Origin of the sequence: Flavobacterium sp. N3904 (assembly GCF_025947305.1) — a bacterium.
Taxonomy (GTDB): Bacteria; Bacteroidota; Bacteroidia; order Flavobacteriales; family Flavobacteriaceae; genus Flavobacterium.
On record NZ_CP110009.1, the window covers coordinates 739,628 to 763,513 of the forward strand.

Genomic DNA, 23,886 nt, shown 5'->3' on the forward strand with positions numbered 1-23,886 from the left:
TAGCCCTGATGGAAGCGGCATCCCATATCGTCTCGTTCCTAAAGACGAGACGATATGGAATATAGCGGACAGCAGGAACGATGTTTACTGACAAAGCCAATTCTTTCGCTTCTTATAATTATTTTTGAAAACTGAAAAAGAATTGATATTCAAAAAATAAAAGAATTCACTTTTTGTACTTTACCTTTGCAGCACTTTTAAAACCACATTAAAGCCCGAAATTCAATATGAAAAGAGAACATTATATCCCATTTGATAAGGAATTCCTGCTCGAAGAACAACTCTCGGAATATGCTGGTGATCAAAAGCAAATTGAAGATTTTAAAAAGCTGTTTGACATTATTGAACATTATTTTCATTACGAAGCATTTAATCTGATTCGGAATATCAAGCAGAATTATGCTTTTTTTGACCCTGATTTGCATCCAAAAGAACGTGAAGCTTTTAAAGAGAAAAGCGATTTTTTGCTTTTCAAGGAAACCCTTCTTAAAGTAATTGATCTAAGCAATTACAGCCGCGTTAGTCAAGAAACGTTGGACAAGGCATTCAAAGATTCCGATTTGATAGGTTTAAAATTGGCCATTGATTTAGATACTTACGCCGATTATGAAATATATGTAAGAGGTCAGCATACTGCCAAAGAAAAGGTTAGCAAATACTTTTTTTGGAAGAAAAAAATCGAGGTCGAATACTATGATCGAGTGATGATTTACCTTAAATATCACGATGCGAATTACTATAAAAAAAAGAAAACTCCAAAAGATAAAAAGCCAATTGATCCTGGATCTATTGTATTGAAAATCTTCAAACGTGTTCCCAAAAACGACTTGGAAACCATATTCCCCAATGCCGTCCCCATGATGTCGTTGACCGACAAATTATTATTGTGGGTTCCCGGTCTTGTCGGGGGAATTTCGTTATTGAGTACCAAAGTCATCCCGGCGCTCATTGCAATGCAGGCTGCCTACCAAACTGGCGAAACTATAGATTTATTAAACAGTAAAACGTCACTAAATCAAGGCTTAATTGCCCTTGGAATCTTGGGTGCCTATTTGTTCCGTCAATACAATAATTTTGTAAACAAGAAAATAAAATATGCAAAAATGCTATCGGATAGCCTTTATTTTAAAAATATGGGAAATAATAGCGGCGCCTTTTATTCTTTGTTAAACTCCTCCGAAGAAGAAGTACTCAAGGAAACCATCCTAGCATACTCTTTCTTAAACAGAAGTCCAACTCCTTTAACAGAAGCCGAACTCGACCATCAAATTGAATCCTGGTTTAAAACCAAACACAATACCGAGCTCGACTTTGATGTAAAAGCGGCATTGGTAAAATTAAAAAACACAGGCCTTGGAATAGAAACCAATGGTAAATGGAAAGTTCTTCCTTTGGATAAAGCGCTCATCAGAATTGATGAGCTATGGGATGGGTTTTTTGAGTATAATCAATTAAATATAAATTAGGATGCAATTTGAAAATGCAAAATCCTAATTTAGTGAAAATTCGATTCTAACAGATATCAAAGACTTGTAGATGGGTAGCATCCGCTTTCTGGGTTGCTGTATCTTTCTTGGCTTTTATTTCATAATTGCGGGTTTCTTTAAAATACAATAAAGAATCAAAACCAATGGGATTTTTTCATAATAAATAAGAGAAATAGTAAAAATTAGCTTTTAAAACACAAATATAACTTATTAAATTAGCTAAATCAATTAAGGTATTTAGAGTCGGTTTTCAATAATTTTTTAGTTCATTAGCACATTAAATACATACATATCAATCGATTAACAAAATTATAAGAAAATAATTATTTTTAAAAATTTTATTGATGTTTGCCGTATTTTTGTAAAAAACCAAACCAAATGACTACTTGAACTGGAAAACGCAAAATAGACAAAGAAAAACTGGAGCGGGCAATATTTATAAAACGGATTCTGGAACTTCCTTTTCGGCACCTATGGTTTGCGGGACAGCTGCATTAATCTGGTTGTATTACCCAAAACTTACCGTAGCTCAAGTAAAACAAATCATCTTAGACTCAGGGACTGCTTATGACATTGAAGTCATCCTTCCTGGCACAACAGACAAAAAAATTCCTTTCTCGGAATTATCCAAATCCGGAAAAGCATTAAATGTATATAATGCTATGCAAATGGCTAAAAAAGTGAGTAAACTATAAAACATTGTAACAATCATTTAAGCATAAACAAATTGAAAAAAACCATACTATTCTTAGCTGTTAGTTTTTCCAAAATCGTACTAGCTCAATCACCAGTTTTAGCTCCGTCAGTTCCAACGATAGATGTATATCATGGCATAGAAATTACCGACGATTACCGAAATTTAGAAAATTTAGAGGATCCTGCTGTCCTCGATTGGATGAAAATTCAGACTGCATATTCTGAAACGACCTTGAAAAACATCTCCAACAGAAAAGAATTCTTAGACAGAATGCTTAACCTGGACAAAAAAACTGAATTTATTTATGGCAGTAGTATAAAAATAACTTCTGATGGTACGTATTTCTATACTAAAATGCGAAATGAAGATTCATTTCGAAAATTATATTGCAGAAAAGGGCTTACTGGCAAAGAACAATTAATTTTTGACCCGAAGGATTTTAAACCAGAAAGTGATAAAAAATATTTGATTAGCTATTACGCTCCTGCTAAAGATGGCTCCAAAGTTGCTATTGCTGTAACCGAAGGCGGAAAAGAAATTGCAGAAATAATAATTTATGACATAACAAAAAATAAAATATTACCAGAAATCATTACAAATACTTGGCCAAGTGATTTAGGGGGTATAAACTGGTTGCCGGACAATTCTGGATTTATTTATGTTCATATTCCAAACATTGACAATAAATCTAATGATTTTATTAAAAACACACAATCAGTTGTATATAAAATTGGAAGTAATCCCAATGCAACAAAAGATATTTTTTCTATATCAAATAATCCAGAATTAAAATTAAATACAGAAGATTTTCCTATTGTAACAATTCCTCAAAAATTCAACAATTATATTTTTGGCAGCGTTGAAGGCGCTACTGTTTACAGTGATAATTACTATGCAAAAGTTACTGATGTTTATAATGACAAAGTGGTTTGGAAACCATTCTTTAAGAAACAAGAAAAAATTAAAAGCTTTATTATTGACGGTAATGATGTGATTTTTATTTCGGAGAAAAACAACAAAAACTTGTTGTGCAAAACATCCCTTAATAATCCAGATTTTTCGACTCCTAAAATTATAGTACAACAAATAAACAATGAAATACTGCAAGAAGTTATAAAAACAAAAGACGGACTCTTTTTTTCTACTATAAAAAACGGAGTAGTTGCTAACTTATATTTTTATAACGGACATAATTATAAGAAAATAAATTTACCGGCCCCTGCAGGAGCAATTTCTATACAAACAATAAGTGCAGACGTATCAGATATTTGGATTTATTGCTCTGGATGGAGTCAAAAACGCAAAAGATACAAGTACAATATTAAAGAGGATACCTTTAATGCCGAAGATATTCGTGAAGAATCAAATTATTCCGAATACAATGACATTGTTGTCGAAGAAATAGAAATTAAAACACATGACGGATTAAATTTGCCATTGACAATTATTCACAAAAAAGAATTAAAAAAAGACGGTAAAAATAGAGTAATAATGGATGGATATGGTTCTTATGGTGTTTCAAACAGTCCTTATTTTTCACCACATAGTTTGTTATGGGTTTTAGATGGAGGTGTTTTAGTACACACCCATGTTAGAGGTGGAGGAGAAAAAGGAGATGCTTGGCATAAAGGTGGCGTTAAAGAAACAAAACCAAATTCTTGGAAGGACTTTATTACAAGTGCCGAATATTTAATTAAGGAAAAATATACCTCTCCAGAATTTTTAGGTGCAGAGGGAGGAAGTGCTGGGGGTATTTTGATAGGTAGAGCCATAACCGAAAGACCTGACTTGTTTAAAGCTGCAATTATTGATGTTGGTATTTTAAATGCTGTACGTTTTGAAAAAACGCCTAACGGACCGAATAATGTAAAAGAATTTGGAACTGTTGAAAACAAAGAAGAATTTAAGGCTTTGTTTGAAATGGATGCCTTTTACCATATAAAGAAAGGAGTGAAATACCCCGCAACGTTAATAACGGCTGGGATGAACGACCCACGAGTAACAGCTTGGATTCCTGCTAAATTTGCAGCCAAACTACAAGCTAACAATTCAAACAATAATCCTATACTTTTAAATGTTGATATAGAAAGTGGTCATGGCGGAGATGTCACTTTTGATAAACTCTATGACAAATTTGCTGACTCTTATTCCTTTTTTTATTGGCAACTTGGCCATCAAGACTATAAATTAAAGACGGAATAATGAACAATTATAAAGTTCTACCCTTTAGCACTATATTTTAAGAACTCCTTTATTTCCATTAACTTATAGGTTTTGATTTTACATATCATAAAAAAAAGGAGAAAATCAATAGTGATTTTCTCCTTTTCCTAAATTAATTAATTGAATATAAATGGCTACTCGTTTGAAGTAGCAAATGCGTCTTGTCTCCAGTTTTTAACTTTTGCAACTTTATTACTTGAAAAATCTACTTCGCAAAGACTCTTTTTATCTGTATCTTGAGACCAGAAAAACCATTTACCCGTTTTTACTCCGTTTACATATTCTCCAGAAGCTGTTTTATCTCCTGCTTCATTATAAGATACCCAGATTCCTTCCAATTTTCCGTTTTCAAAATAACCTTCTTGTTGTACTTGGCCATTTTCATAAAAATAGGTAGCTTTTATTTTTTTTCCAAATGGTTCTAAAACAGGTTTTGCATCTTGTGCAAAAATAACTCCTGAGAACAATACAGCTGCTAATATTACAAGCTTTTTCATATCGTTAGTTTTTAATTGTTTACATCTTATACATCAAATGTAAAAACAATATTTACATTAAAAAAACATTTGCTTAACAATTTCGTAACACAGACAAAAGCTTAACATTGGAAATTAAAAAAACAAAAAAAGCCAACACTTTCGCATTGGCTTTTTAATGTATAAAAAGACTTTTTAATTCAATAAAGAATCCAGTTCTTTTACTAAATCTGGTGAAGAAGGCCTTGTAGCATCCGCTTTTACAATGATACCTTTTGGGTCGATCAAAATAAATCTCGGAATACCGGTAATCTTGTAATCCTTAACAAATTTAGAATTCCAGTCATTATCCGCAAAAAGCTGTACGCCTCCTAATGATTTGTCTTTTATCATTGTTTTCCATTTTTCCTGATCTTTCAATTTATCGATAGAAATGCTCACAAAAGTGATATTCTTGTCGTGATATTTTTTTTCAATCTCCTGCAAAAATGGAATTTCCTGACGACAAGGCCCACACCAAGTAGCCCAAACATCAATAAAAACATATTTACCTTTAAGATCTTCCAATTTTGTTTGCCCTCCCGCATAATTCAAATAATCGAAAGTTGGCGACGGCAAATTATTCATCTTTTTATTTTCCTGCCCTTGCTCATAATATTTAGTCAAGCCTACAAGTGACTGTTCAATGTCCTTTTTTTCGACAATTACAAAATTGGGATCAAATTTACCGTTATTTAATTGTGCCAATTCTGATGCAATTTTTTGTTCTGATAGTTTTTTAAAATCTGCTGGACTTGCAGCTAATAGCGCATCATAGTCGTATTTTGAATCCAAAATAGTCCTTTGTGCCAAATAATTATTTTCAAGAGAACCTTTTCCTGTATAAACAATCGATGCATCAAAATCTTTTGCGTCCATTTTCAATTTCAAATCATATCCGTTTTTAAGATATAAACTGGTATATTCTACACCATCAAAAAACACATAAGGCCCTTCAACTACATTTAAAGTATCTTTGAAAACGCCATTTTTATTGACAGTAATCTTCTTGATTATTTTTTTATTGTTACGAATAAAGATAGAATCCGTGTTTCTATTGGCTATTTCAGCCTGAAAAGTAACATATTTTTTATCCTGTGCATTACTTAAAAAAGAAAACATTAGGACAAGTAAAGAACAAATTATTTTTTTCATAAAATGATAATTAAAATTTTGGTTTTCCAAATCTAAACCTAAATAGTAACACGTTAAAAAAATTAACAAAAAATTAATTTCATTGAAGTGAAGTGCTTTTCGAGATTATTTTAATTTTTGTGTTTACTTTTGTACTCAAAAATAAAAAACATGTACAGAAGTCATAATTGTGGTGAATTGAACGCCTCTCATATCAATACAGAAGTTACACTTGCCGGTTGGGTTCAAAAATCAAGAGATAAAGGATTTATGAATTGGGTCGATTTACGAGATCGTTACGGAATTACACAATTGATTTTTGATGAAAGTCGTTCTATAAAAGAGGTTTTTGAAGCTGCCAAAACTCTTGGTCGTGAATATGTGATTCAGGTAAAAGGAACTGTTATTGAGCGTGAAGCCAAAAACAAAAACATTCCTACTGGTGAAATCGAAATTTTAGTTACCGAACTTAATATATTGAATGCTTCGCTTACTCCTCCGTTTACTATTGAAGACGAGACTGATGGTGGTGAAGACATTCGAATGAAATACCGTTACTTGGACATTCGAAGAAATCCGGTGAAAAACAGTTTGCTTTTCCGCCACAAAGTAGCGATGGAAGTTCGTAAATATCTTTCTGATCTTGATTTTTGCGAAGTAGAAACTCCTTACTTAATCAAATCAACTCCCGAAGGAGCAAGAGATTTTGTGGTTCCTTCCCGAATGAATCCAGGACAATTTTATGCTTTACCGCAATCTCCTCAAACGTTCAAACAATTATTGATGGTGGGCGGAATGGATAAATATTTCCAAATTGTGAAATGTTTCCGTGACGAAGATTTGCGTGCCGACAGACAACCGGAGTTTACACAAATCGATTGCGAAATGGCTTTTGTGGAGCAGGAAGATATTTTGAATGTATTTGAAGGTTTGACCCGTCATTTGCTAAAAGAAATTAAAGGCATTGAAGTAGAGAAATTCCCAAGAATGACTTACGAACATGCTATGAAAACATACGGAAATGACAAACCGGACATCCGTTTCGGAATGGAATTTGGCGAATTGAACGAATTTGCGCAACACAAAGATTTTCCAGTTTTTAATGCTGCGGAATTAGTAGTTGGAATCGCTGTACCAGGAGCTGGAAATTACACGCGTAAAGAAATCGACGCCTTAATTGATTGGGTAAAACGTCCTCAAGTAGGTGCCAGCGGAATGGTGTATGCAAAATGCAACGAGGATGGGACTTTTAAATCATCGGTTGATAAATTCTACGACCAAGAAGACCTGACCAATTGGGCAAAAACCACAGGAGCAAAACCTGGCGACATGATTTTTGTACTTTCGGGACCAGCAGATAAAACAAGAACACAATTAAGTGCATTACGTATGGAAATTGCCACACGTTTGGGATTGAGAAATCCAGCCGAATTTGCACCTCTTTGGGTTGTTGATTTCCCTTTATTGGAATTTGACGAAGAAAGCGGTCGTTATCATGCAATGCACCATCCTTTTACCTCTCCAAAACCAGAAGACATGCATTTATTGGAAACCAACCCAGGAAAAGTACGTGCTAATGCTTACGATATGGTTTTGAATGGTAATGAAATAGGCGGAGGTTCAATTCGTATTCACGATAAAGCGACACAGCAATTAATGTTTAAATATTTAGGCTTTACAGAAGAAGAGGCTAAAGCACAATTCGGCTTCCTGATGGATGCTTTCCAATTTGGAGCCCCGCCACATGGAGGTTTGGCTTTTGGGTTGGATCGTTTAGTAGCGATTTTGGGCGGACAGGAAACCATTCGTGATTTTATCGCTTTTCCTAAAAACAATTCAGGAAGAGATGTAATGATTGATGCACCCTCGATTATTGACGAATTACAATTAAAGGAATTACATATTAAATTAAATGCAACAAATTAATTGAAAACGTTGAATATCAATATTTTTAGAAAAAAATTATTGTAAGAATGGTTTTCGTATTATATTAAAGATTACATTTGCGACATTATAAATTATTATTACTATTACAATGCGTACAGGTACAGTTAAATTTTTCAATGAATCTAAAGGTTACGGATTCATTACAGACGAAGAAACAGGAAAAGACATTTTTGTTCATGCATCAGGAATCAACGCGGAAGAATTGCGCGAAGGTGACAGAGTAAGCTATGAAGAAGAAGAAGGAAGAAAAGGAAAAGTTGCTGCTAAAGTAGCAGTTCTTTAAGCACAAAAATAGCTCGCTATTTTTTGTAGAATGTCTAAAAAACGTTTCGATTTATTTCGAAACGTTTTTTTTTACACTATTTTCATATCAAAATAAAAGACAAAATTATCGTTATTTGTATTGAATAAAAATAATAAGCATTTCTAGAGTATTGTTACACTAATTTTGATTTTGCCCTTGTGATTTACACTCACTAAACCTATCTTTGCAGCTTATTTTAAGCAAAAACAAGTATAATTATGCAATCAGATCAATTAAATTATATTCCAATCGCAATACAGTTTATTATTGCTGTAGGATTTGTTGTAAGCATGATCATTATCTCTGGTAAACTTGGTCCAAAAAGATCATCTGAAAACAAAGATAAAAACTTTGAATGTGGTATAGAATCAGTAGGAAATGCAAGAATTCCATTTTCAGTAAAATATTTTTTGGTAGCTATACTATTTGTATTATTCGATGTTGAAGTGATATTTTTATATCCTTGGGCTGTGAACTTCAAGGAGTTAGGAATTGAGGGAATGATAAAAATGATTATCTTTATGATGCTGCTTTTGGTTGGTTTTTTCTATATCATCAAAAAGAAAGCTTTAGAGTGGGAATAATATTATTTTAAATTATAAATGTTGAATTACAAATTAATTAAAACATTCAAAATTTAAAATTCAACATTCAAAATAAAAAAACAAAATGAGCGATTCAAAAATAAATATGGTTGCCCCTCCAGAAGGTGTTGTTGGTGAAGGTTTCTTTGCAACAAAACTGAATGACGTAGTTGGATTGGCGCGTGCCAATTCGCTTTGGCCTTTACCTTTTGCCACTTCTTGTTGCGGAATTGAATTTATGGCAACAATGGCTTCACATTATGATTTGGCACGTTTTGGCTCCGAAAGGGTAAGTTTCTCTCCTCGTCAAGCCGATATGTTATTAGTAATGGGGACAATTTCAAAAAAAATGGCTCCAATTTTACGCCAAGTATATGAACAAATGGCAGAACCTAGATGGGTAATTGCTGTTGGTGCTTGTGCTTGTTCGGGAGGAATTTTCGACACTTATTCTGTATTACAAGGAATTGACAAAGTACTCCCTGTTGATGTATATGTTCCTGGTTGTCCACCACGCCCAGAACAAATTGTAGATGGCGTGATGAAACTACAAGAATTAGTACGCAGCGAATCTGTAAGAAGAAGGAGTTCACCTGAGTACCAAGAATTATTGACATCTTATAACATTCAATAAGAAAAATGGCTTTAGAGACAACAGAAATTCAAGAGAAGTTAACAGAAACTTTTGGTTCAAAGGTTTTAGGATTCAATCAGGATAGAGACATTTTTGCATTTGAAGCGGATTCAGACATCATTACAGCTGTTATCCTTTTTTTAAAAAATGACCCTACTTTGCGTTTTCATTTTTTAACTGATTTATGTGCTGTACATTATCCGGATAATGAAGAAGATAGACAATATGCTGTTGTGTATCATTTACACAATTGGTACGAAAACAAACGCATCCGAATCAAATCTTTCATCAACGGAGCAAAACCGGAAATCAAAACTATTTCAAATATCTTCTTGTGTTCAAATTGGATGGAACGAGAAACCTATGATTTCTTCGGAATCAATTTCATCGGACATCCGCAGTTGAAACGTATTTTGAATATGGACGAGATGATTTCTTTCCCCATGCGTAAAGAATTTCCAATGGAAGACAGCGGAAGAACGGATAAAGATGACAGGTATTTCGGAAGAACAACAATCAACCAATAGTTAAAAATCAATATAATTTTTCACATTAGATAAATGTCAGAACTATTATTACCACCAGAGCATCGCTATGCTAAAATTATAAAGGAAAAACTAAACGAAGACGGAAGCGAGCTTTCAATTCTGAATTTAGGTCCTACACATCCTGCTACGCACGGTATTTTTCAAAATATTTTGTTGATGGATGGTGAAAAAATTCTGGAAGCGGAACCAACTATTGGATACATCCACAGAGCTTTCGAAAAAATTGCCGAAAATCGTCCTTTTTACCAAATCACCCCACTTACCGATAGAATGAACTATTGTTCTTCTCCTATCAACAATATGGGATGGTGGATGACTCTTGAAAAACTTTTGGACATCAAAGTTCCAAAAAGAGTTGACTATTTAAGGGTTATTGTAATGGAACTGGCACGTATTACCGATCACTTGATTTGTAATTCAATTTTGGGAGTGGACACGGGAGCGTACACAGGATTCCTTTATGTATTCCAATTCAGAGAAAAAGTATACGAAATCTACGAAGAAATTTGCGGAGCTCGTTTGACTACCAACATGGGAAGGATAGGCGGTTTTGAAAGAGACTGGTCACCAGAAGCTTTTAGAAAATTAGACATCTTTTTAAAAGATTTTCCAGTTGCTTGGAAAGAATTCGAAAACTTATTCGAAAGAAATAGAATTTTTATTGACCGTACCGTAAATGTAGGAGCAATATCTGCAGAAAAAGCAATGGCTTACGGATTTACTGGTCCAAATTTGCGTGCAGCAGGTGTTGATTATGATGTTCGTGTAGCGCAACCGTACAGTTCTTATGAAGATTTCGACTTCATAGTCCCTGTTGGAAAATCAGGAGACACTTACGACCGTTTTTGCGTTAGAAATGCTGAAGTTTGGGAAAGTTTAAGCATTATTCGTCAAGCATTGGACAAAATGCCAGAAGGAAATGAATACCATGCTGAAGTTCCTGAATATTACCTTCCTCCAAAAGAAGACGTTTATCACAACATGGAATCTTTGATATACCATTTCAAAATTGTAATGGGTGAAGTTCCTGTTCCTGTTGCCGAAATCTACCACGCAGTAGAAGGTGGTAATGGAGAATTAGGATTTTATTTAGTAACGGACGGAAGCAGAACTCCATATAGATTGCATTTCAGAAGACCTTGTTTTATATATTATCAAGCTTATCCGGATATGATTAAAGGGTCTATGCTATCTGATGCTATTGTTATTTTATCAAGTTTAAATGTTATTGCTGGAGAATTAGACGCTTAAAAAATTAAGATTGCAGAATGTAGATTTCAGAATGCAGATTGAAAAATCTAAATCTAAAATCCAAAATCTAAAATAAAGGATGGAAAGAACACATTACAAACAAGAAATAAACATGACTGAAGCATTGATGTCCCGCATCAATGAGTTAATCAGTCATTACCCTGAAGACAAAAGAAAATCAGCTTTACTTCCCGTCTTACACGAAGTTCAAGACGCTCATGACAATTGGTTGAGTATTGAATTGCAAGACAAAGTTGCCGAAATTTTACATATTAAACCTATCGAAGTGTATGAAGTTGTTACTTTTTACACCATGTACAATCAAAGACCGATTGGCAAATACATGTTTGAATTTTGCCAAACATCACCTTGTTGTTTGAACGGTGTAGAGGATTTAATGGATTACACCTGTGAAAAATTAGGTGTTCCTGTTGGAGAACCTACAGCTGACGGTCTTTTTGAAGTAAGAGGGGTTGAATGTTTGGGTGCTTGTGGTTATGCCCCGATGATGCAATTGGGAGATTTTTATAAAGAGCATTTAAATAAAGAAAAAATCGACCAGTTAATAGCCGATTGCAAAGACGATAAAATAATATTACACGATAAATAAGATGTCACAAAAAATATTATTAGACAAAGTCAATATTCCTGGAATCAAAACCTACGAAGTATATCGCCAAAACGGTGGTTATGCTTCTGTAGAAAAAGCGTTGAAAACCTTAACTCCTGATGAAGTAGTCGAAGAAGTAAAAACTTCTGGATTGCGTGGTCGTGGTGGTGCCGGTTTCCCTGCTGGAATGAAATGGAGTTTTATTGATAAAAAATCAGGAAAACCAAGACATTTGGTTTGCAATGCCGATGAGTCTGAACCAGGAACATTTAAAGACCGTTATTTGATGGAATTTATTCCTCATTTATTGATTGAAGGAATGATTACTTCCAGTTATGCTTTAGGTGCCAACCTTTCGTATATCTACATTCGTGGAGAATACATGTGGGTTTTCAAAATATTGGAAAGAGCTATTGCCGAAGCAAAAGCAGCAGGTTTTTTAGGAAAAAACATATTAGGTTCTGGATATGATTTAGAATTACATGTTCATTGTGGTGCTGGAGCTTACATCTGTGGTGAAGAAACTGCTTTGATTGAATCATTGGAAGGAAAAAGAGGTAACCCTCGTATTAAACCACCATTCCCAGCAGTTTCAGGACTTTGGGCAAATCCAACCGTAGTAAATAACGTAGAAACTATCGCAGCTGTGCCGTGGATTGTAAACAATTCAGGTGCAGATTATGCTAAAATTGGTATTGGCAGATCTACTGGAACCAAATTAATCTCAGCTTCAGGACATATCAAAAACCCTGGTGTATATGAAATTGAATTAGGATTAAGCGTTTACGAATTCATGAATTCTGATGAATATCTTGGTGGAATGAGTTCTGACCGTCCATTGAAGGCTTTTGTGCCAGGAGGGAGTTCTGTTCCTGTTTTACCGGCACATTTAATTTATAAAACTGCAGCAGGCGAAGATCGTTTGATGTCCTACGAATCCTTAAGTGACGGTGGCTTTGCTACCGGATCGATGTTGGGTTCAGGAGGATTTATCGTTTATAATGATACCTCTTGTATTGTACGTAACACTTGGAATTTCTCTCGTTTTTATCACCATGAAAGCTGTGGACAATGTACTCCTTGTAGAGAAGGTACAGGTTGGATGGAAAAAGTATTGCATAGAATCGAAAACGGACACGGACGCGAAGAAGATATTGACTTGTTATTAAGCATTCAAAGTAAAATTGAAGGAAACACGATTTGTCCTCTTGGGGATGCAGCAGCTTGGCCAGTAGCAGCAGCGATTCGTCACTTTAGAGATGAGTTTGAGTACCATATTCGTTTTCCGGAAAAAATAAAAAATAGAAACCATTTTGTAGCTGAACCTTTTGAAAAAGTGAAGCACCTAGTTTCTAAAGTAATAGTATAAAGAAAGAATTTCAGACAATGAAAGTAACCATAGACGGTCAAGAAATTGAAGTAGAAGCAGGAACAACGATCTTGCAAGCTGCGCGTATGATTGGTGGAGAAGTTGTTCCGCCAGCGATGTGCTATTATTCTAAATTAAAAGGGAGCGGCGGAAAATGCCGTTGTTGTTTAGTGGACGTAACCAAAGGTAGTGACGCTGACCCAAGACCTATGCCAAAATTAATGGCGTCTTGTGTAACAGGCTGTCAGGACGGAATGGAAATCGCCAGTAAAGCATCACCAAGAGTTCAAGAAGCAAGAAAATCAGTAACTGAATTTTTGCTAATTAATCACCCACTGGATTGCCCTATTTGTGACCAAGCCGGAGAATGTGATTTGCAAAACTTAAGCTTCGAACACGGAAAATCTGAATCTCGTTTTATTGAAGAAAAAAGAACTTTTGAACCGGAAGATATCGGTCCAAATATTCAATTACACATGAACCGTTGTATTTTATGTCAACGATGTGTGCAAGTTGCAGATCAATTGACAGACGATCGTGTTCATGGAGTAATGGATCGTGGTGATCATGCTAATATCTCTACTTGCATTTCAAAAGCTATAACTAATGAGTTTTCTGGAAACATGATTGATGTGTGTCCGGTTGGTGCTCTGACTGATAAAACTTTTAGATTCAAATCAAGAGTTTGGTTCAACAAGCCTTATAACGCACATAGAGAATGTACCACTCCAGGATGTTGCGGAAAAACAACCGTTTGGATGTTTGGAAACGAAATTCAACGTGTTACAGGTCGTAAAGATGAATTTCATGAAGTAGAAGAATTCATTTGTAACACTTGTCGTTTTGACAAAAAAGAAGTTTCTGACTGGGTAATTGAAGGACCACGTGAATTTGAAAAAGATTCAGTAATCAATCAAAACAATTACACTCAAAAATTAGAAAAAGTAGAAATTGCTACTGAGAAAAACATTCTTTTGGGTAGAGACCAAGACAGAAAAAAAATAAGTATGGCTGCCAATCCATTGGACACTAACACTAAAAAATCTTAAGAAATGGAAAGTACATTTATTATAGAAAAAAGTGTTGTTATAGTAGTAGTCTTTGCTCTTACTATGTTGATGGCTATGTACTCTACATGGGCAGAACGTAAAGTAGCCGCTTGGCTTCAAGACAGAATCGGACCAAATAGAGCAGGCCCATTCGGGTTATTTCAACCTCTTGCTGATGGTTTAAAATTATTTTCAAAAGAAGAATTTTTTCCTAATACTCCCAATAAATTTTTATTCGTTGTAGGACCCGCTATTGCGATGAGCACTGCTTTGATGACAAGTGCCGTTATTCCTTGGGGTGATAAATTACACTTATTTGGTAGAGATATATTATTACAAGCGACCGATATCAACATTGCCATATTGTATATTTTTGGAGTTGTTTCTTTAGGAGTTTATGGAATTATGATTGGTGGATGGGCTTCAAACAATAAGTTCTCTTTGATGAGTTCTATTAGAGCAGCGTCACAAATGGTTTCGTATGAAGTAGCGATGGGATTGTCCATAATTGCTTTGATTATGATGACCGGAACTTTAAGCTTAAAAGAAATTTCGTTACAACAATCAGAATGGCATTGGAATGTGCTGTATCAGCCGTTAACCTTTTTGATTTTCTTAATTTGTTCTTTTGCTGAGTTAAACAGAACACCTTTTGATTTAGCGGAATGTGAATCGGAATTAATTGGAGGATACCATACTGAATATTCCTCTATGAAAATGGGATTCTACTTATTTGCAGAGTATGCTAATATGTTTGTGTCATCCACTATTTTGGCTGTATTATTCTTTGGTGGATACAATTATCCTGGAATGGGATGGGCTTTGGAACACTGGGGCGTAAATGTTGCCAACGTAATAGGAATGGCTGTGTTGTTTACAAAACTATGCGGTTTCATTTTCTTTATTATGTGGGTTCGTTGGACAATACCAAGATTTAGATACGATCAATTGATGCATTTGGGATGGAGAATATTGATTCCACTTGCGATTATCAATATTATGATTACTGGAGTTGTGCTTTTGAGAAGTGAAATAGCAGTTTATTTCGGATTTTAATAGAACCAAATCACAATGTTAACGGGGACTAGCCCTGATAGAAGTGGAAATCCTTTTATGTTTTTCTTTAAAACATAAAAGATTGCAACGGATAGCAGGATTAGCTACAAATAAAAAATATAAAATGTCAATAGAAACTATATCCTTATCAGGAAGAAAAAAAATGGTCTCCAACAAGGAGATGACTTTTTTGGAACGCATGTATCTGGTTGCGATTGTAAAAGGTTTAATCATTACGCTGAAGCATTTATTCAGAAAAAAAGTAACGGTTCAATATCCGGAGCAAGTACGTGTGATGAGTCCTGTGTATCGTGGACAGCACATGCTGAAACGCGACGAACAAGGTAGAGAAAACTGTACTGCCTGCGGGTTGTGTGCATTGTCTTGCCCTGCAGAAGCCATTACAATGAAAGCGGGAGAGCGCAAGGCGAATGAAATGCATTTGTACAGAGAGGAAAAATATGCAGAGATCTATGAAATCAATATGTTGAGATGTATTTTTTGCGGACTTTGTGAAGAAGCTTGTCCAAAAGACGCCATTTATTTGACTATCTCTAAAGAATTGGTTCCTTCTAGTTATGACAGAGAAGATTTCATTTTTGGAAAAGACAAACTGGTTATGCCATTAGAAATGGCTTTGAAAAATACTCAACTTAAAAACGCTAACTAATGTCAACAGTACTTATTCTATTTTGCGTATTGTCTGCAATCACATTGCTAACAGCATTTTTAACTATTTTTAGCAGAAATCCGATACATAGCGCTATTTACTTGGTGATTTGTTTTTTCTCTATAGCTGGACATTATTTGTTATTGAATGCACAGTTTTTGGCCATTGTACACATCATTGTCTATTCTGGGGCGATTATGATTCTATTACTGTTTACAATAATGTTGATGAATCTTAATGAAGCGGATGAAGTTCATAAACCGAGATTTACGAGGTTGGGCGCTATTGTTTCCTTTTGTTTGGTTTGTTTGGTTTTGATCAAAATCTTTATCAATTCTAAACCAATTGTCGAATACGATTATACGGGTGAAGATTACCAATCGATAAAAGTACTCGGAAAAGCATTATTGAATGAATATATGGTGCCTTTTGAATTTGCTTCTATACTATTATTGGTAGCAATGATTGGAACTGTGTTATTGTCTAAAAAAGAAAAATTAGAAAAATAATGAACAATATTTTAACTCAAATTGGTATAGAGAACTATATCTTCCTGTGTGTAACACTTTTTTGTATTGGGATTTTTGGAGTTTTATACAGACGAAATGCAATCATTGTATTTATGTCTATAGAAATCATGTTGAATGCAGTTAACTTATTGTTTGTAGCATTCTCAACGTATCACCAAGACGCACAAGGACAAGTATTCGTATTTTTCTCTATGGCTGTTGCAGCTGCCGAAGTAGCGGTTGGACTGGCCATATTAGTTTCGATATTTAGAAATATTGGATCAATTAGCATCGATAATTTAAAAAACTTAAAAGGATAAATGGCAATGGATACCAATTTAGCTTTAGTCTTACTATTAACTCCTTTTTTAGGATTTTTAATTAATGTTTTCTTCGGGAAAAGTTTAGGAAAATCTGTTTCTGGAATCATCGGAACACTTTCGGTAGTGATTTCGTTTATTGTTTCGGTTTCCTTATTTCTACAAATCAATCAAACCAAACAAGCTATCTCTATTCAATTATTTGATTGGATTCAGATTAGCAACTTTCATGTGAGTTTTGGTTTTTTACTGGATCAGTTATCTATTTTATGGTTATTGTTTGTAACTGGAATTGGTTCACTTATCCATTTATACTCTATCAGCTATATGCATGATGATGAGAAAATGCATTCTTTCTTCGCTTATTTGAATTTGTTTATCTTCTTTATGATTACCCTAGTAGTTGGAAGCAACTTATTGGTAATGTTCATTGGTTGGGAAGGTGTTGGACTTTGTTCGTACTTATTAATCGGTTTTTGGTATAAAAACCAAGATTTTAATGATGCTGCGAAAAAAGCCTTTATCATGAACAGAATTGGGGATTTAGGATTACTAATTGGAATTTTTATTCTTGGTAATATGTTTTCCACTTTGGATTTTGCAACATTAAAAACTGCAATTGCAGGAGCAACCAATTTGGATACATATTGGTTAAGCATTGCAGCTTTTGCTTTGTTTATTGGTGCTTGTGGTAAGTCGGCTCAAATTCCTTTATATACTTGGTTGCCTGATGCGATGGCTGGACCTACACCGGTTTCAGCATTGATTCACGCGGCTACGATGGTAACGGCAGGTATCTTTATGGTTAGCCGATTGAATTTTGTTTTTGATTTATCTCCATACGTTCAAACGATAATTGCTGTAATAGGTGGTGTAACTGCCTTGGTGGCTGCAACTATCGGTTTAGTTCAAAACGATATTAAAAAAGTACTGGCCTACTCTACTGTTTCCCAATTGGGATTAATGTTTTTGGCTTTGGGATTAGGAGCTTATGAAGTAGCTGTATTTCACGTAATCACTCACGCTTTCTTCAAAGCTTGTTTGTTCTTGGGTTCTGGATCCGTGATACACGGTTTGCACGGAGAACAGGATATGCGTAAAATGGGTGGCTTGAAAAAAGCGATGCCAGTGACTTTTTGGACCATGCTTATTGCTTCTTTAGCAATTTCAGGAGTACCATTATTCTCTGGGTTTTTCTCAAAAGATGAAATCTTGATGACAGCATTCCATCATAACATTCCGCTATGGATTATTGCTTCTGTAGCTTCTATAATGACCGCTTTCTATATGTTTAGATTGATGTTCTTGACTTTCTTTAACGACTTTAGAGGAACCGAAGAACAAAAACATCATTTACATGAAAGTCCAGCATTAATTACTTTCCCACTAATCATTTTAGCCATTTTAGCTACTGTTGGAGGTGTAATTAGTTTGCCTGGTAATAGTTGGCTGAATGAATATTTAGCGCCACTTTTTGCAAAAGCAACATCAGAAGAACATGGCTTGGGAACTACTGAGTACATCTTAATGGCAATTGCTGTTGTGGGTGGACTAATAGGAATTGCAATTGCTTACGCCAAATACATCAAACAAAATACAGTTCCAAGCGAAGATGCTGAAATAACAGGGCTTTCAAAAGTACTTTACAATAAATACTATGTTGATGAAGTGTATGATGTACTATTTGTAAACACCACAAACAGTTTGTCAAAATTCTTTATAGACTACATTGAAACAGCCATTTCTTCTCTAGTTTTTGGATTAGGAAAAGTAACCAATGAGCTTAGTTTTCAAGGTAAAAAATTACAGAATGGAAGTGTTGGTTTATACTTATTTGCTTTTGTTTTAGGCATGTGTGCCATTGTTTCTTATTTATTTCTAGCTCAATAATTATATACTATGAACGTATCTCTTATATTAATCATCCTTTTAGTTGGCGCATTTGCAACTTATTTAGCTGGCGATAAATTGGCTTCAAAAGTGGCATTGTTTTTTGGATTAACCTCACTAGGTTGCTCTATTGTTTTGTTAAACCATTTTAATTTGGGTGAAAACATTAGCTATAGCAGCCAATGGATTACATTGCCAAAAGTATCATTTGCACTTCAAGCAGATGGATTGTCATTGGCCATGGTTTTATTAACAACTGTTTTGACCGCCATTATCATCTTATCCTCATTTGGCAATGAATTCAAAAATGCAAAAGCAATTTATGCACTGATTTTATTTATGTCTTTTGCGATGATTGGAACTTTCTTGGCAAGCGACGGACTTTTATATTACATTTTTTGGGAATTATCTTTGATTCCAATCTACTTTATCGCTTTAATTTGGGGTAATGGAGATGCCGAAGAACGCAGAAAAGCAGTCGTTAAGTTCTTTATATACACATTAGCAGGATCTTTGTTTATGTTGGTTGCCTTTGTTTATATGTACCAAAAAGCAGGAAGCTTCTTGATCGAAGATTTATACAAATTAAATTTAACTATTAACGAGCAAAAATGGATTTTTACGGCTTTCTTCTTGGCGTATGCTATTAAGATTCCTTTGATTCCGTTTCATACTTGGCAGGCGAATGTATACCAAAAAGCACCAACTCTTGGAACCATGCTTTTGTCTGGTATCATGCTTAAAATGGGATTGTACAGCCTTATCCGTTGGCAATTGCCTTTGGCACCATTAGCCGCCAAAGAATACATGTTTATATTCATCGGTGTTGGTATTGCAGGAGTTATTTATGGTTCTATTGTTGCACTAAGGCAAAAAGACTTGAAAAAATTATTGGCTTATTCTTCACTTGCTCACGTTGGATTAATTGCAGCCGGAACTTATACTTTAACCCTTGATGGATTTAGAGGAGCTGTTTTACAAATGATTGCTCACGGATTTGTGGTAGTTGGTTTGTTTTTTGCCGCCGAAATCATTTATAGAAGATACGAAACGAGATTAATTGCAGAGATGGGCGGGATTCGTTCTCAATCTCCGAAATTCACTTCGATGTTTTTAATTTTGGTATTAGCCTCTGTGGCATTGCCAACTACTTTCAACTTTATTGGAGAATTTACAGTATTGTACAGTCTATCCCAAATAAACATTTGGTTTGCTATTTTAGGTGGAACAACCATTATTTTAGGTGCTTATTATATGTTGAAAATGTTCCAACACGTAATGCTTGGAGAAACCAACACAAAATTATTTGCCGATGTTACTTTTTCTGAAGGATTGACAATGGTCATTATCATTGCAGTTTTGTTTTTCTTCGGAATGTATCCAAAACCAATCAACGATTTGATAACACCAAGTCTTGAGACTATTTTAAACACTATTAATAAATACAATTAAGTAAAAAAGCATAATATAAATGACAACATTAATAGCTATAATAGGATTAGGTGTTTTATGCCTTATATTTGAAATCTTCGATTTTAGAAAAGCAATTATCCCGATAACAATTATCGGATTATTAGCCATTCTAGGACTTACCGTTTCTGAATTTAATTCTCCTGCGAGTTACTATAACAATATGATTGTAGTGAATAAATTCTCAGTTTCTTTTTCGAGTTTATTTATTGTATTAACTATCTTTTTAGTGGCTTTGAGTCATAATTTCTATGACAATCATCAAAGCAAACTTTCTGATTATATTGCCATAAAAATATTTCTTTTGGCAGGAGCTGTTTCAATGGTTTCTTTTGGAAATTTAGCTATGTTCTTTTTAGGAATAGAAATATTATCAATATCTCTTTATGTACTGGCGGCCAGTAACCGAATGAATGTAAAAAGTAATGAAGCTGGTATGAAATACTTCTTGATGGGGTCATTTGCCTCTGGAATTATTTTATTTGGCATCTGTATGATTTATGGTGCCATGGGATCATTCGACATTATTGAAATTAGTGACATGTCACAATCTGCAGAACTGCCGATTTGGTTCCCTATTGGAATTGTTTTGGTTACTATAGGAATGTTATTTAAAATCGCTGCAGTTCCATTTCATTTTTGGGCACCAGATGTATATGAAGGTTCACCTGCTTTAACAACTGCATTAATGAGTACATTAGCAAAAGTTGTAGCAATTGCGACACTTTATAAATTATTATCAAGCATGCACGCTGACATCAATTACTCTTTCCAAATTGTGGTAGTAATTATCTCAATTGCTTCTATGACAGTTGGAAATATCATGGCATTAAGACAAGCGAATGTGAAACGTATGTTGGCTTTCTCAGGAATTTCACATGCAGGATTTATGCTGATGACTTTATTGAGTTTATCTAATTCAGCAGGAAACTTATTGTATTATACTACGGCTTATTCTTTGGCAGGTATTGCTGCTTTCAGCGTTATCTTATACGTTTGTAAAAACAGAGAGAACGAAGACATTGTAAACTTTCACGGTTTAGGGAAAACAAATCCGTTGTTGGCTGCTATTTTAACGGCATCACTACTTTCTATGGCAGGTATTCCAATTTTTGCAGGTTTCTTTGCCAAATTGGTTTTGTTCAGTCAAACGATTAAAGCCGGTTATTTAGTTGTTGTGATATTTGCGGTTATCAATTCAATTATAAGTGTTGGTTACTACTTTAAATTGATTCTGGCGATGTATACTAAAGAGCCGAACGAAACGCGTACAGGAAAACCTTTCTTAATTTATGCTGTTGCCGTTGTTGCAATACTTTTGAACATTGTTATTGGATTGTTTCCTTCACTAGTTTTGGATTTACTAGTCTAAGATCATTCTTTAAAAATAATAATTTTAAGTCACTAATTAATCTTAGTGACTTTTTTTATTCGAAAAAAAAACCACCAATTTTACAATTGATGGCTTTTTACCCTAATCAAATCTCAATACAAAACTTATTTTTTATTCATCTGAAGCAATAGCTTTAGATTGAATACTGATAACATTATTTATGCTGGAAAGCAATTGCTTTGCGCTAGCATTAAAGGGGTCAATACTTATCACTCTTTGCAGATAAGGAACCACACTTTTCATTAAATTTTCCCTTTGTAACTTCAACTCTTCATAATTTTTCTTATCCGTTGATGATGCTCCCAAATTGTTCATTCTTGCTGTCAACGCAACCCCTTTATCAATTATTAAAACTGACAAATTAATAATTGGATTTGTGTATCTAGAATCCATTTGCATGGCTTTTTTATAATAAAACTCAGCTCCTTCAAAATACTTTTGGTTTTGACAACTTATTCCCAGACTATTCACTAATTCTGCATCATTAGGATTTGCAAGCATCAAATCGGACGCAAGTTTGTCAAAATAGTCGTAATCTTTCGTTTCCAAATATAAATTTGCTTCCATTAATGCAAGGGAACCATCTTCCCCATTATATTTTCTAGCTTGATTTATAATCTTTATGGCTTTTTCTTTGTATCCTTTTTGGGCATAAATCAAGGCAATATTTTTGTAAATCTCAGCTTTTTTGGACCGCAATTCCTGTCTCGGTTTAATGTGGGTTCCATACTGAATTCTCAAATCTCTTTCATCCAAAGTAGCAAACATTTCGTCGGCCAAGTTCTTTTTACTATAGGCTATATATACCATATTGCCCCCAGAATAATCAAGCATTTTTAATTCTTCAAAACATTTTAAAGCCAAATCCACTTCATTTGCTTTATTATATGACACTGCTGCATTGTATAATTGCAAGGTGTCTTTTTTATCTAGTGTGTATGCCTGATAAAATTTATCTGAGGAATTTGCGAATTTTTGCAAACTCATATCTTCTTTAGCGCTATCCAACAAATCAATTTTTATTTTCAAAACAGCTTTACTGATTTCTGGCGTATATTTAAATATACCAGATTCATTTTCTACTTGAATTAAATCACTAAATGTTGCTGCTGCCAATGAAAGATTATTAGAAACATTTACTTTATTTTGGGCCAAGTTCAATAATGAATTTCCTTTTAAATAATAAAAATGAATTTTATCCTCATCTGAAGCATTATTAATTAAATATTCTATTGGTTTTAATATGGCTAAAGTTTCCTCAAAATGACCAGCTTTAAACTCTTTCTGAGCATCCTTAATCTGACTTTTTTGACCATAAGCAGCATAATTTAACAACAACAAACAAACAACGATTTTTAAAATACTTTTCATAATGTGTAGGTTTTAATTAGTTTTTATGTTGGGACATATTTGTATCGAATAAGTGAAAAATCAATTTTATAAAATAATATTTACAATTTCAAAATGGGGTGAATCGAAAAAGAAAAAAATCAAACTTTTAAAATCATTTTTTTGAACTTATTTAATCTATTCAAAGCTATTAATTATAAAAATAGTCTGCATGCGTATTTATACGTGAATATTTAAAAAATATCCTAAAATGTCATCAAAAAGAAAATAATTAGTGATAAACTCTTAAAAATCAATATTAATCGCTAAATTACGATTTGAAAATAAAATATAAAAAATGGGCCTAACAAAACAAATTGATTTTGAAAAAGAGATAAATGATATCGCTGAGACATGCAGAGCATTGGGACATCCAGCCCGAATACAAATTATGACTTTGTTACTTATAAAAAACAACAGAACCTGTGGAGAAATTGTAGCTGTTTTACCATTAGCTCAATCAACTGTTTCTAAACATTTATTAGAATTAAAAAAAGCAACATTACTAAATGTCAAAAACATTGGGAAGAAAACAATTTATTCTGTAAACCTCAACAAAATTGAAGTCTTAAAAAAATACCTCAGCAATTATATTTCGAACACCGTCAAAATTGAAGAAGTCGACATTTCAAAACTTACGTTTATTCCTAAAAATCAAATTTCAATGGAGCCAAAACTACATTTAAAAAAATACAACTATCAATTTCCACATAAAAAAAACAAAACCGACTAAAGTTATCCTTTGTCAATTCACAATAAAATCCCAAAAGCAAAAGCTTCAAAATTGAATTTCATAATTTTGTGCTTTAAATAACTTGGCTTTACCAAAAAAAATAA

23 protein-coding genes are annotated in these 23,886 nt (G+C 33.9%); 20 read left to right on the forward strand and 3 right to left on the reverse strand.

What is annotated here, in order from left to right; all coding sequences use genetic code 11:
- Window positions 1-227: 227 nt before the first annotated feature.
- The 3 genes from OLM57_RS03120 to OLM57_RS03130 all read left to right on the forward strand — a co-directional run bounded on the left by OLM57_RS03120 (window position 228) and on the right by OLM57_RS03130 (window position 4,386).
- Window positions 228-1,466, forward strand: coding sequence for a TMEM143 family protein (locus OLM57_RS03120; RefSeq protein ID WP_264565782.1), 1,239 nt, complete (start codon window positions 228-230; stop codon window positions 1,464-1,466).
- A 407-nt stretch (window positions 1,467-1,873) separates the two neighbouring features.
- Window positions 1,874-2,182, forward strand: coding sequence for a S8 family serine peptidase (locus tag OLM57_RS03125; protein WP_264565783.1), 309 nt, complete (start codon window positions 1,874-1,876; stop codon window positions 2,180-2,182).
- 32 nt (window positions 2,183-2,214) lie between these two features.
- The gene (locus OLM57_RS03130; RefSeq protein ID WP_264565784.1) at window positions 2,215-4,386 is read left to right on the forward strand and encodes a prolyl oligopeptidase family serine peptidase; all 2,172 of its coding nucleotides are present in this window, start codon (window positions 2,215-2,217) and stop codon (window positions 4,384-4,386) included.
- Between the two features lie 155 nt (window positions 4,387-4,541).
- On the opposite strand, the gene OLM57_RS03135 is transcribed toward OLM57_RS03130, so the two are convergent.
- Both OLM57_RS03135 and OLM57_RS03140 read right to left on the reverse strand, forming a co-directional pair.
- On the reverse strand, window positions 4,542-4,904 hold the full coding sequence (locus OLM57_RS03135; RefSeq protein WP_264565785.1) for a toxin-antitoxin system YwqK family antitoxin: 363 nt from the start codon (window positions 4,902-4,904) through the stop codon (window positions 4,542-4,544).
- Window positions 4,905-5,078: 174 nt separating this feature from the next.
- Window positions 5,079-6,077, reverse strand: a complete 999-nt coding sequence (locus OLM57_RS03140) for a TlpA family protein disulfide reductase (RefSeq protein WP_264565786.1) — start codon at window positions 6,075-6,077, stop codon at window positions 5,079-5,081.
- Window positions 6,078-6,227: 150 nt separating this feature from the next.
- Here OLM57_RS03140 and aspS point away from each other — a divergent pair, with 150 nt between their 5' ends.
- The 16 genes from aspS to OLM57_RS03220 all read left to right on the forward strand — a co-directional run bounded on the left by aspS (window position 6,228) and on the right by OLM57_RS03220 (window position 21,639).
- Window positions 6,228-7,982 carry an aspartate--tRNA ligase gene (gene aspS, locus OLM57_RS03145; RefSeq protein ID WP_264565787.1) on the forward strand — a complete coding sequence of 585 codons (1,755 nt, stop codon included), beginning with the start codon at window positions 6,228-6,230 and terminating at the stop codon, window positions 7,980-7,982.
- A gap of 109 nt (window positions 7,983-8,091) precedes the next feature.
- Window positions 8,092-8,286, forward strand: coding sequence for a cold-shock protein (locus OLM57_RS03150; protein ID WP_077378011.1), 195 nt, complete (start codon window positions 8,092-8,094; stop codon window positions 8,284-8,286).
- 239 nt (window positions 8,287-8,525) lie between these two features.
- The gene (locus OLM57_RS03155; RefSeq protein ID WP_264565788.1) at window positions 8,526-8,891 is read left to right on the forward strand and encodes an NADH-quinone oxidoreductase subunit A; all 366 of its coding nucleotides are present in this window, start codon (window positions 8,526-8,528) and stop codon (window positions 8,889-8,891) included.
- An 85-nt stretch (window positions 8,892-8,976) separates the two neighbouring features.
- Window positions 8,977-9,525, forward strand: coding sequence for an NADH-quinone oxidoreductase subunit B (locus tag OLM57_RS03160; RefSeq protein ID WP_264565789.1), 549 nt, complete (start codon window positions 8,977-8,979; stop codon window positions 9,523-9,525).
- Between the two features lie 5 nt (window positions 9,526-9,530).
- Window positions 9,531-10,052: an NADH-quinone oxidoreductase subunit C gene (locus OLM57_RS03165; protein ID WP_264565790.1), complete on the forward strand. Its 522-nt coding sequence runs from the start codon at window positions 9,531-9,533 to the stop codon at window positions 10,050-10,052.
- Between the two features lie 33 nt (window positions 10,053-10,085).
- Window positions 10,086-11,324: an NADH-quinone oxidoreductase subunit D gene (locus OLM57_RS03170; RefSeq protein WP_264565791.1), complete on the forward strand. Its 1,239-nt coding sequence runs from the start codon at window positions 10,086-10,088 to the stop codon at window positions 11,322-11,324.
- Window positions 11,325-11,403: 79 nt separating this feature from the next.
- Window positions 11,404-11,934 carry a complex I 24 kDa subunit family protein gene (locus tag OLM57_RS03175; protein WP_264565792.1) on the forward strand — a complete coding sequence of 177 codons (531 nt, stop codon included), beginning with the start codon at window positions 11,404-11,406 and terminating at the stop codon, window positions 11,932-11,934.
- 1 nt (window position 11,935) lies between these two features.
- Entirely contained in the window at window positions 11,936-13,303 is a 1,368-nt protein-coding gene (gene nuoF, locus OLM57_RS03180; RefSeq protein WP_264565793.1) for an NADH-quinone oxidoreductase subunit NuoF, read from the forward strand.
- Window positions 13,304-13,320: 17 nt separating this feature from the next.
- On the forward strand, window positions 13,321-14,352 hold the full coding sequence (locus tag OLM57_RS03185) for a 2Fe-2S iron-sulfur cluster-binding protein (protein WP_264565794.1): 1,032 nt from the start codon (window positions 13,321-13,323) through the stop codon (window positions 14,350-14,352).
- Window positions 14,353-14,355: 3 nt separating this feature from the next.
- Entirely contained in the window at window positions 14,356-15,408 is a 1,053-nt protein-coding gene (gene nuoH / locus OLM57_RS03190; RefSeq protein ID WP_264565795.1) for an NADH-quinone oxidoreductase subunit NuoH, read from the forward strand.
- 124 nt (window positions 15,409-15,532) lie between these two features.
- The gene (locus tag OLM57_RS03195) at window positions 15,533-16,078 is read left to right on the forward strand and encodes a NuoI/complex I 23 kDa subunit family protein (RefSeq protein ID WP_264565796.1); all 546 of its coding nucleotides are present in this window, start codon (window positions 15,533-15,535) and stop codon (window positions 16,076-16,078) included.
- On the forward strand, window positions 16,078-16,587 hold the full coding sequence (locus tag OLM57_RS03200; RefSeq protein WP_111409550.1) for an NADH-quinone oxidoreductase subunit J: 510 nt from the start codon (window positions 16,078-16,080) through the stop codon (window positions 16,585-16,587). Before OLM57_RS03195 ends, OLM57_RS03200 begins: the two co-directional genes overlap by 1 nt.
- Entirely contained in the window at window positions 16,587-16,907 is a 321-nt protein-coding gene (nuoK, locus tag OLM57_RS03205) for an NADH-quinone oxidoreductase subunit NuoK (RefSeq protein WP_077377981.1), read from the forward strand. The genes OLM57_RS03200 and nuoK overlap by 1 nt, the downstream gene beginning before the upstream one ends.
- Window positions 16,908-16,913: 6 nt before the next feature.
- Window positions 16,914-18,797, forward strand: a complete 1,884-nt coding sequence (gene nuoL, locus OLM57_RS03210; protein ID WP_264565797.1) for an NADH-quinone oxidoreductase subunit L — start codon at window positions 16,914-16,916, stop codon at window positions 18,795-18,797.
- A 9-nt stretch (window positions 18,798-18,806) separates the two neighbouring features.
- On the forward strand, window positions 18,807-20,249 hold the full coding sequence (locus OLM57_RS03215; protein ID WP_264565798.1) for a complex I subunit 4 family protein: 1,443 nt from the start codon (window positions 18,807-18,809) through the stop codon (window positions 20,247-20,249).
- 19 nt (window positions 20,250-20,268) lie between these two features.
- The gene (locus OLM57_RS03220) at window positions 20,269-21,639 is read left to right on the forward strand and encodes an NADH-quinone oxidoreductase subunit N (RefSeq protein WP_264565799.1); all 1,371 of its coding nucleotides are present in this window, start codon (window positions 20,269-20,271) and stop codon (window positions 21,637-21,639) included.
- A 132-nt stretch (window positions 21,640-21,771) separates the two neighbouring features.
- Here the strand turns inward: OLM57_RS03220 and OLM57_RS03225 are convergent, their stop codons facing one another.
- Window positions 21,772-23,031: a tetratricopeptide repeat protein gene (locus OLM57_RS03225; protein ID WP_264565800.1), complete on the reverse strand. Its 1,260-nt coding sequence runs from the start codon at window positions 23,029-23,031 to the stop codon at window positions 21,772-21,774.
- Between the two features lie 316 nt (window positions 23,032-23,347).
- On the opposite strand from OLM57_RS03225, the gene OLM57_RS03230 reads away from it, so the two are divergent.
- The gene (locus OLM57_RS03230; RefSeq protein ID WP_264565801.1) at window positions 23,348-23,782 is read left to right on the forward strand and encodes an ArsR/SmtB family transcription factor; all 435 of its coding nucleotides are present in this window, start codon (window positions 23,348-23,350) and stop codon (window positions 23,780-23,782) included.
- Window positions 23,783-23,886 lie beyond the last annotated feature (104 nt).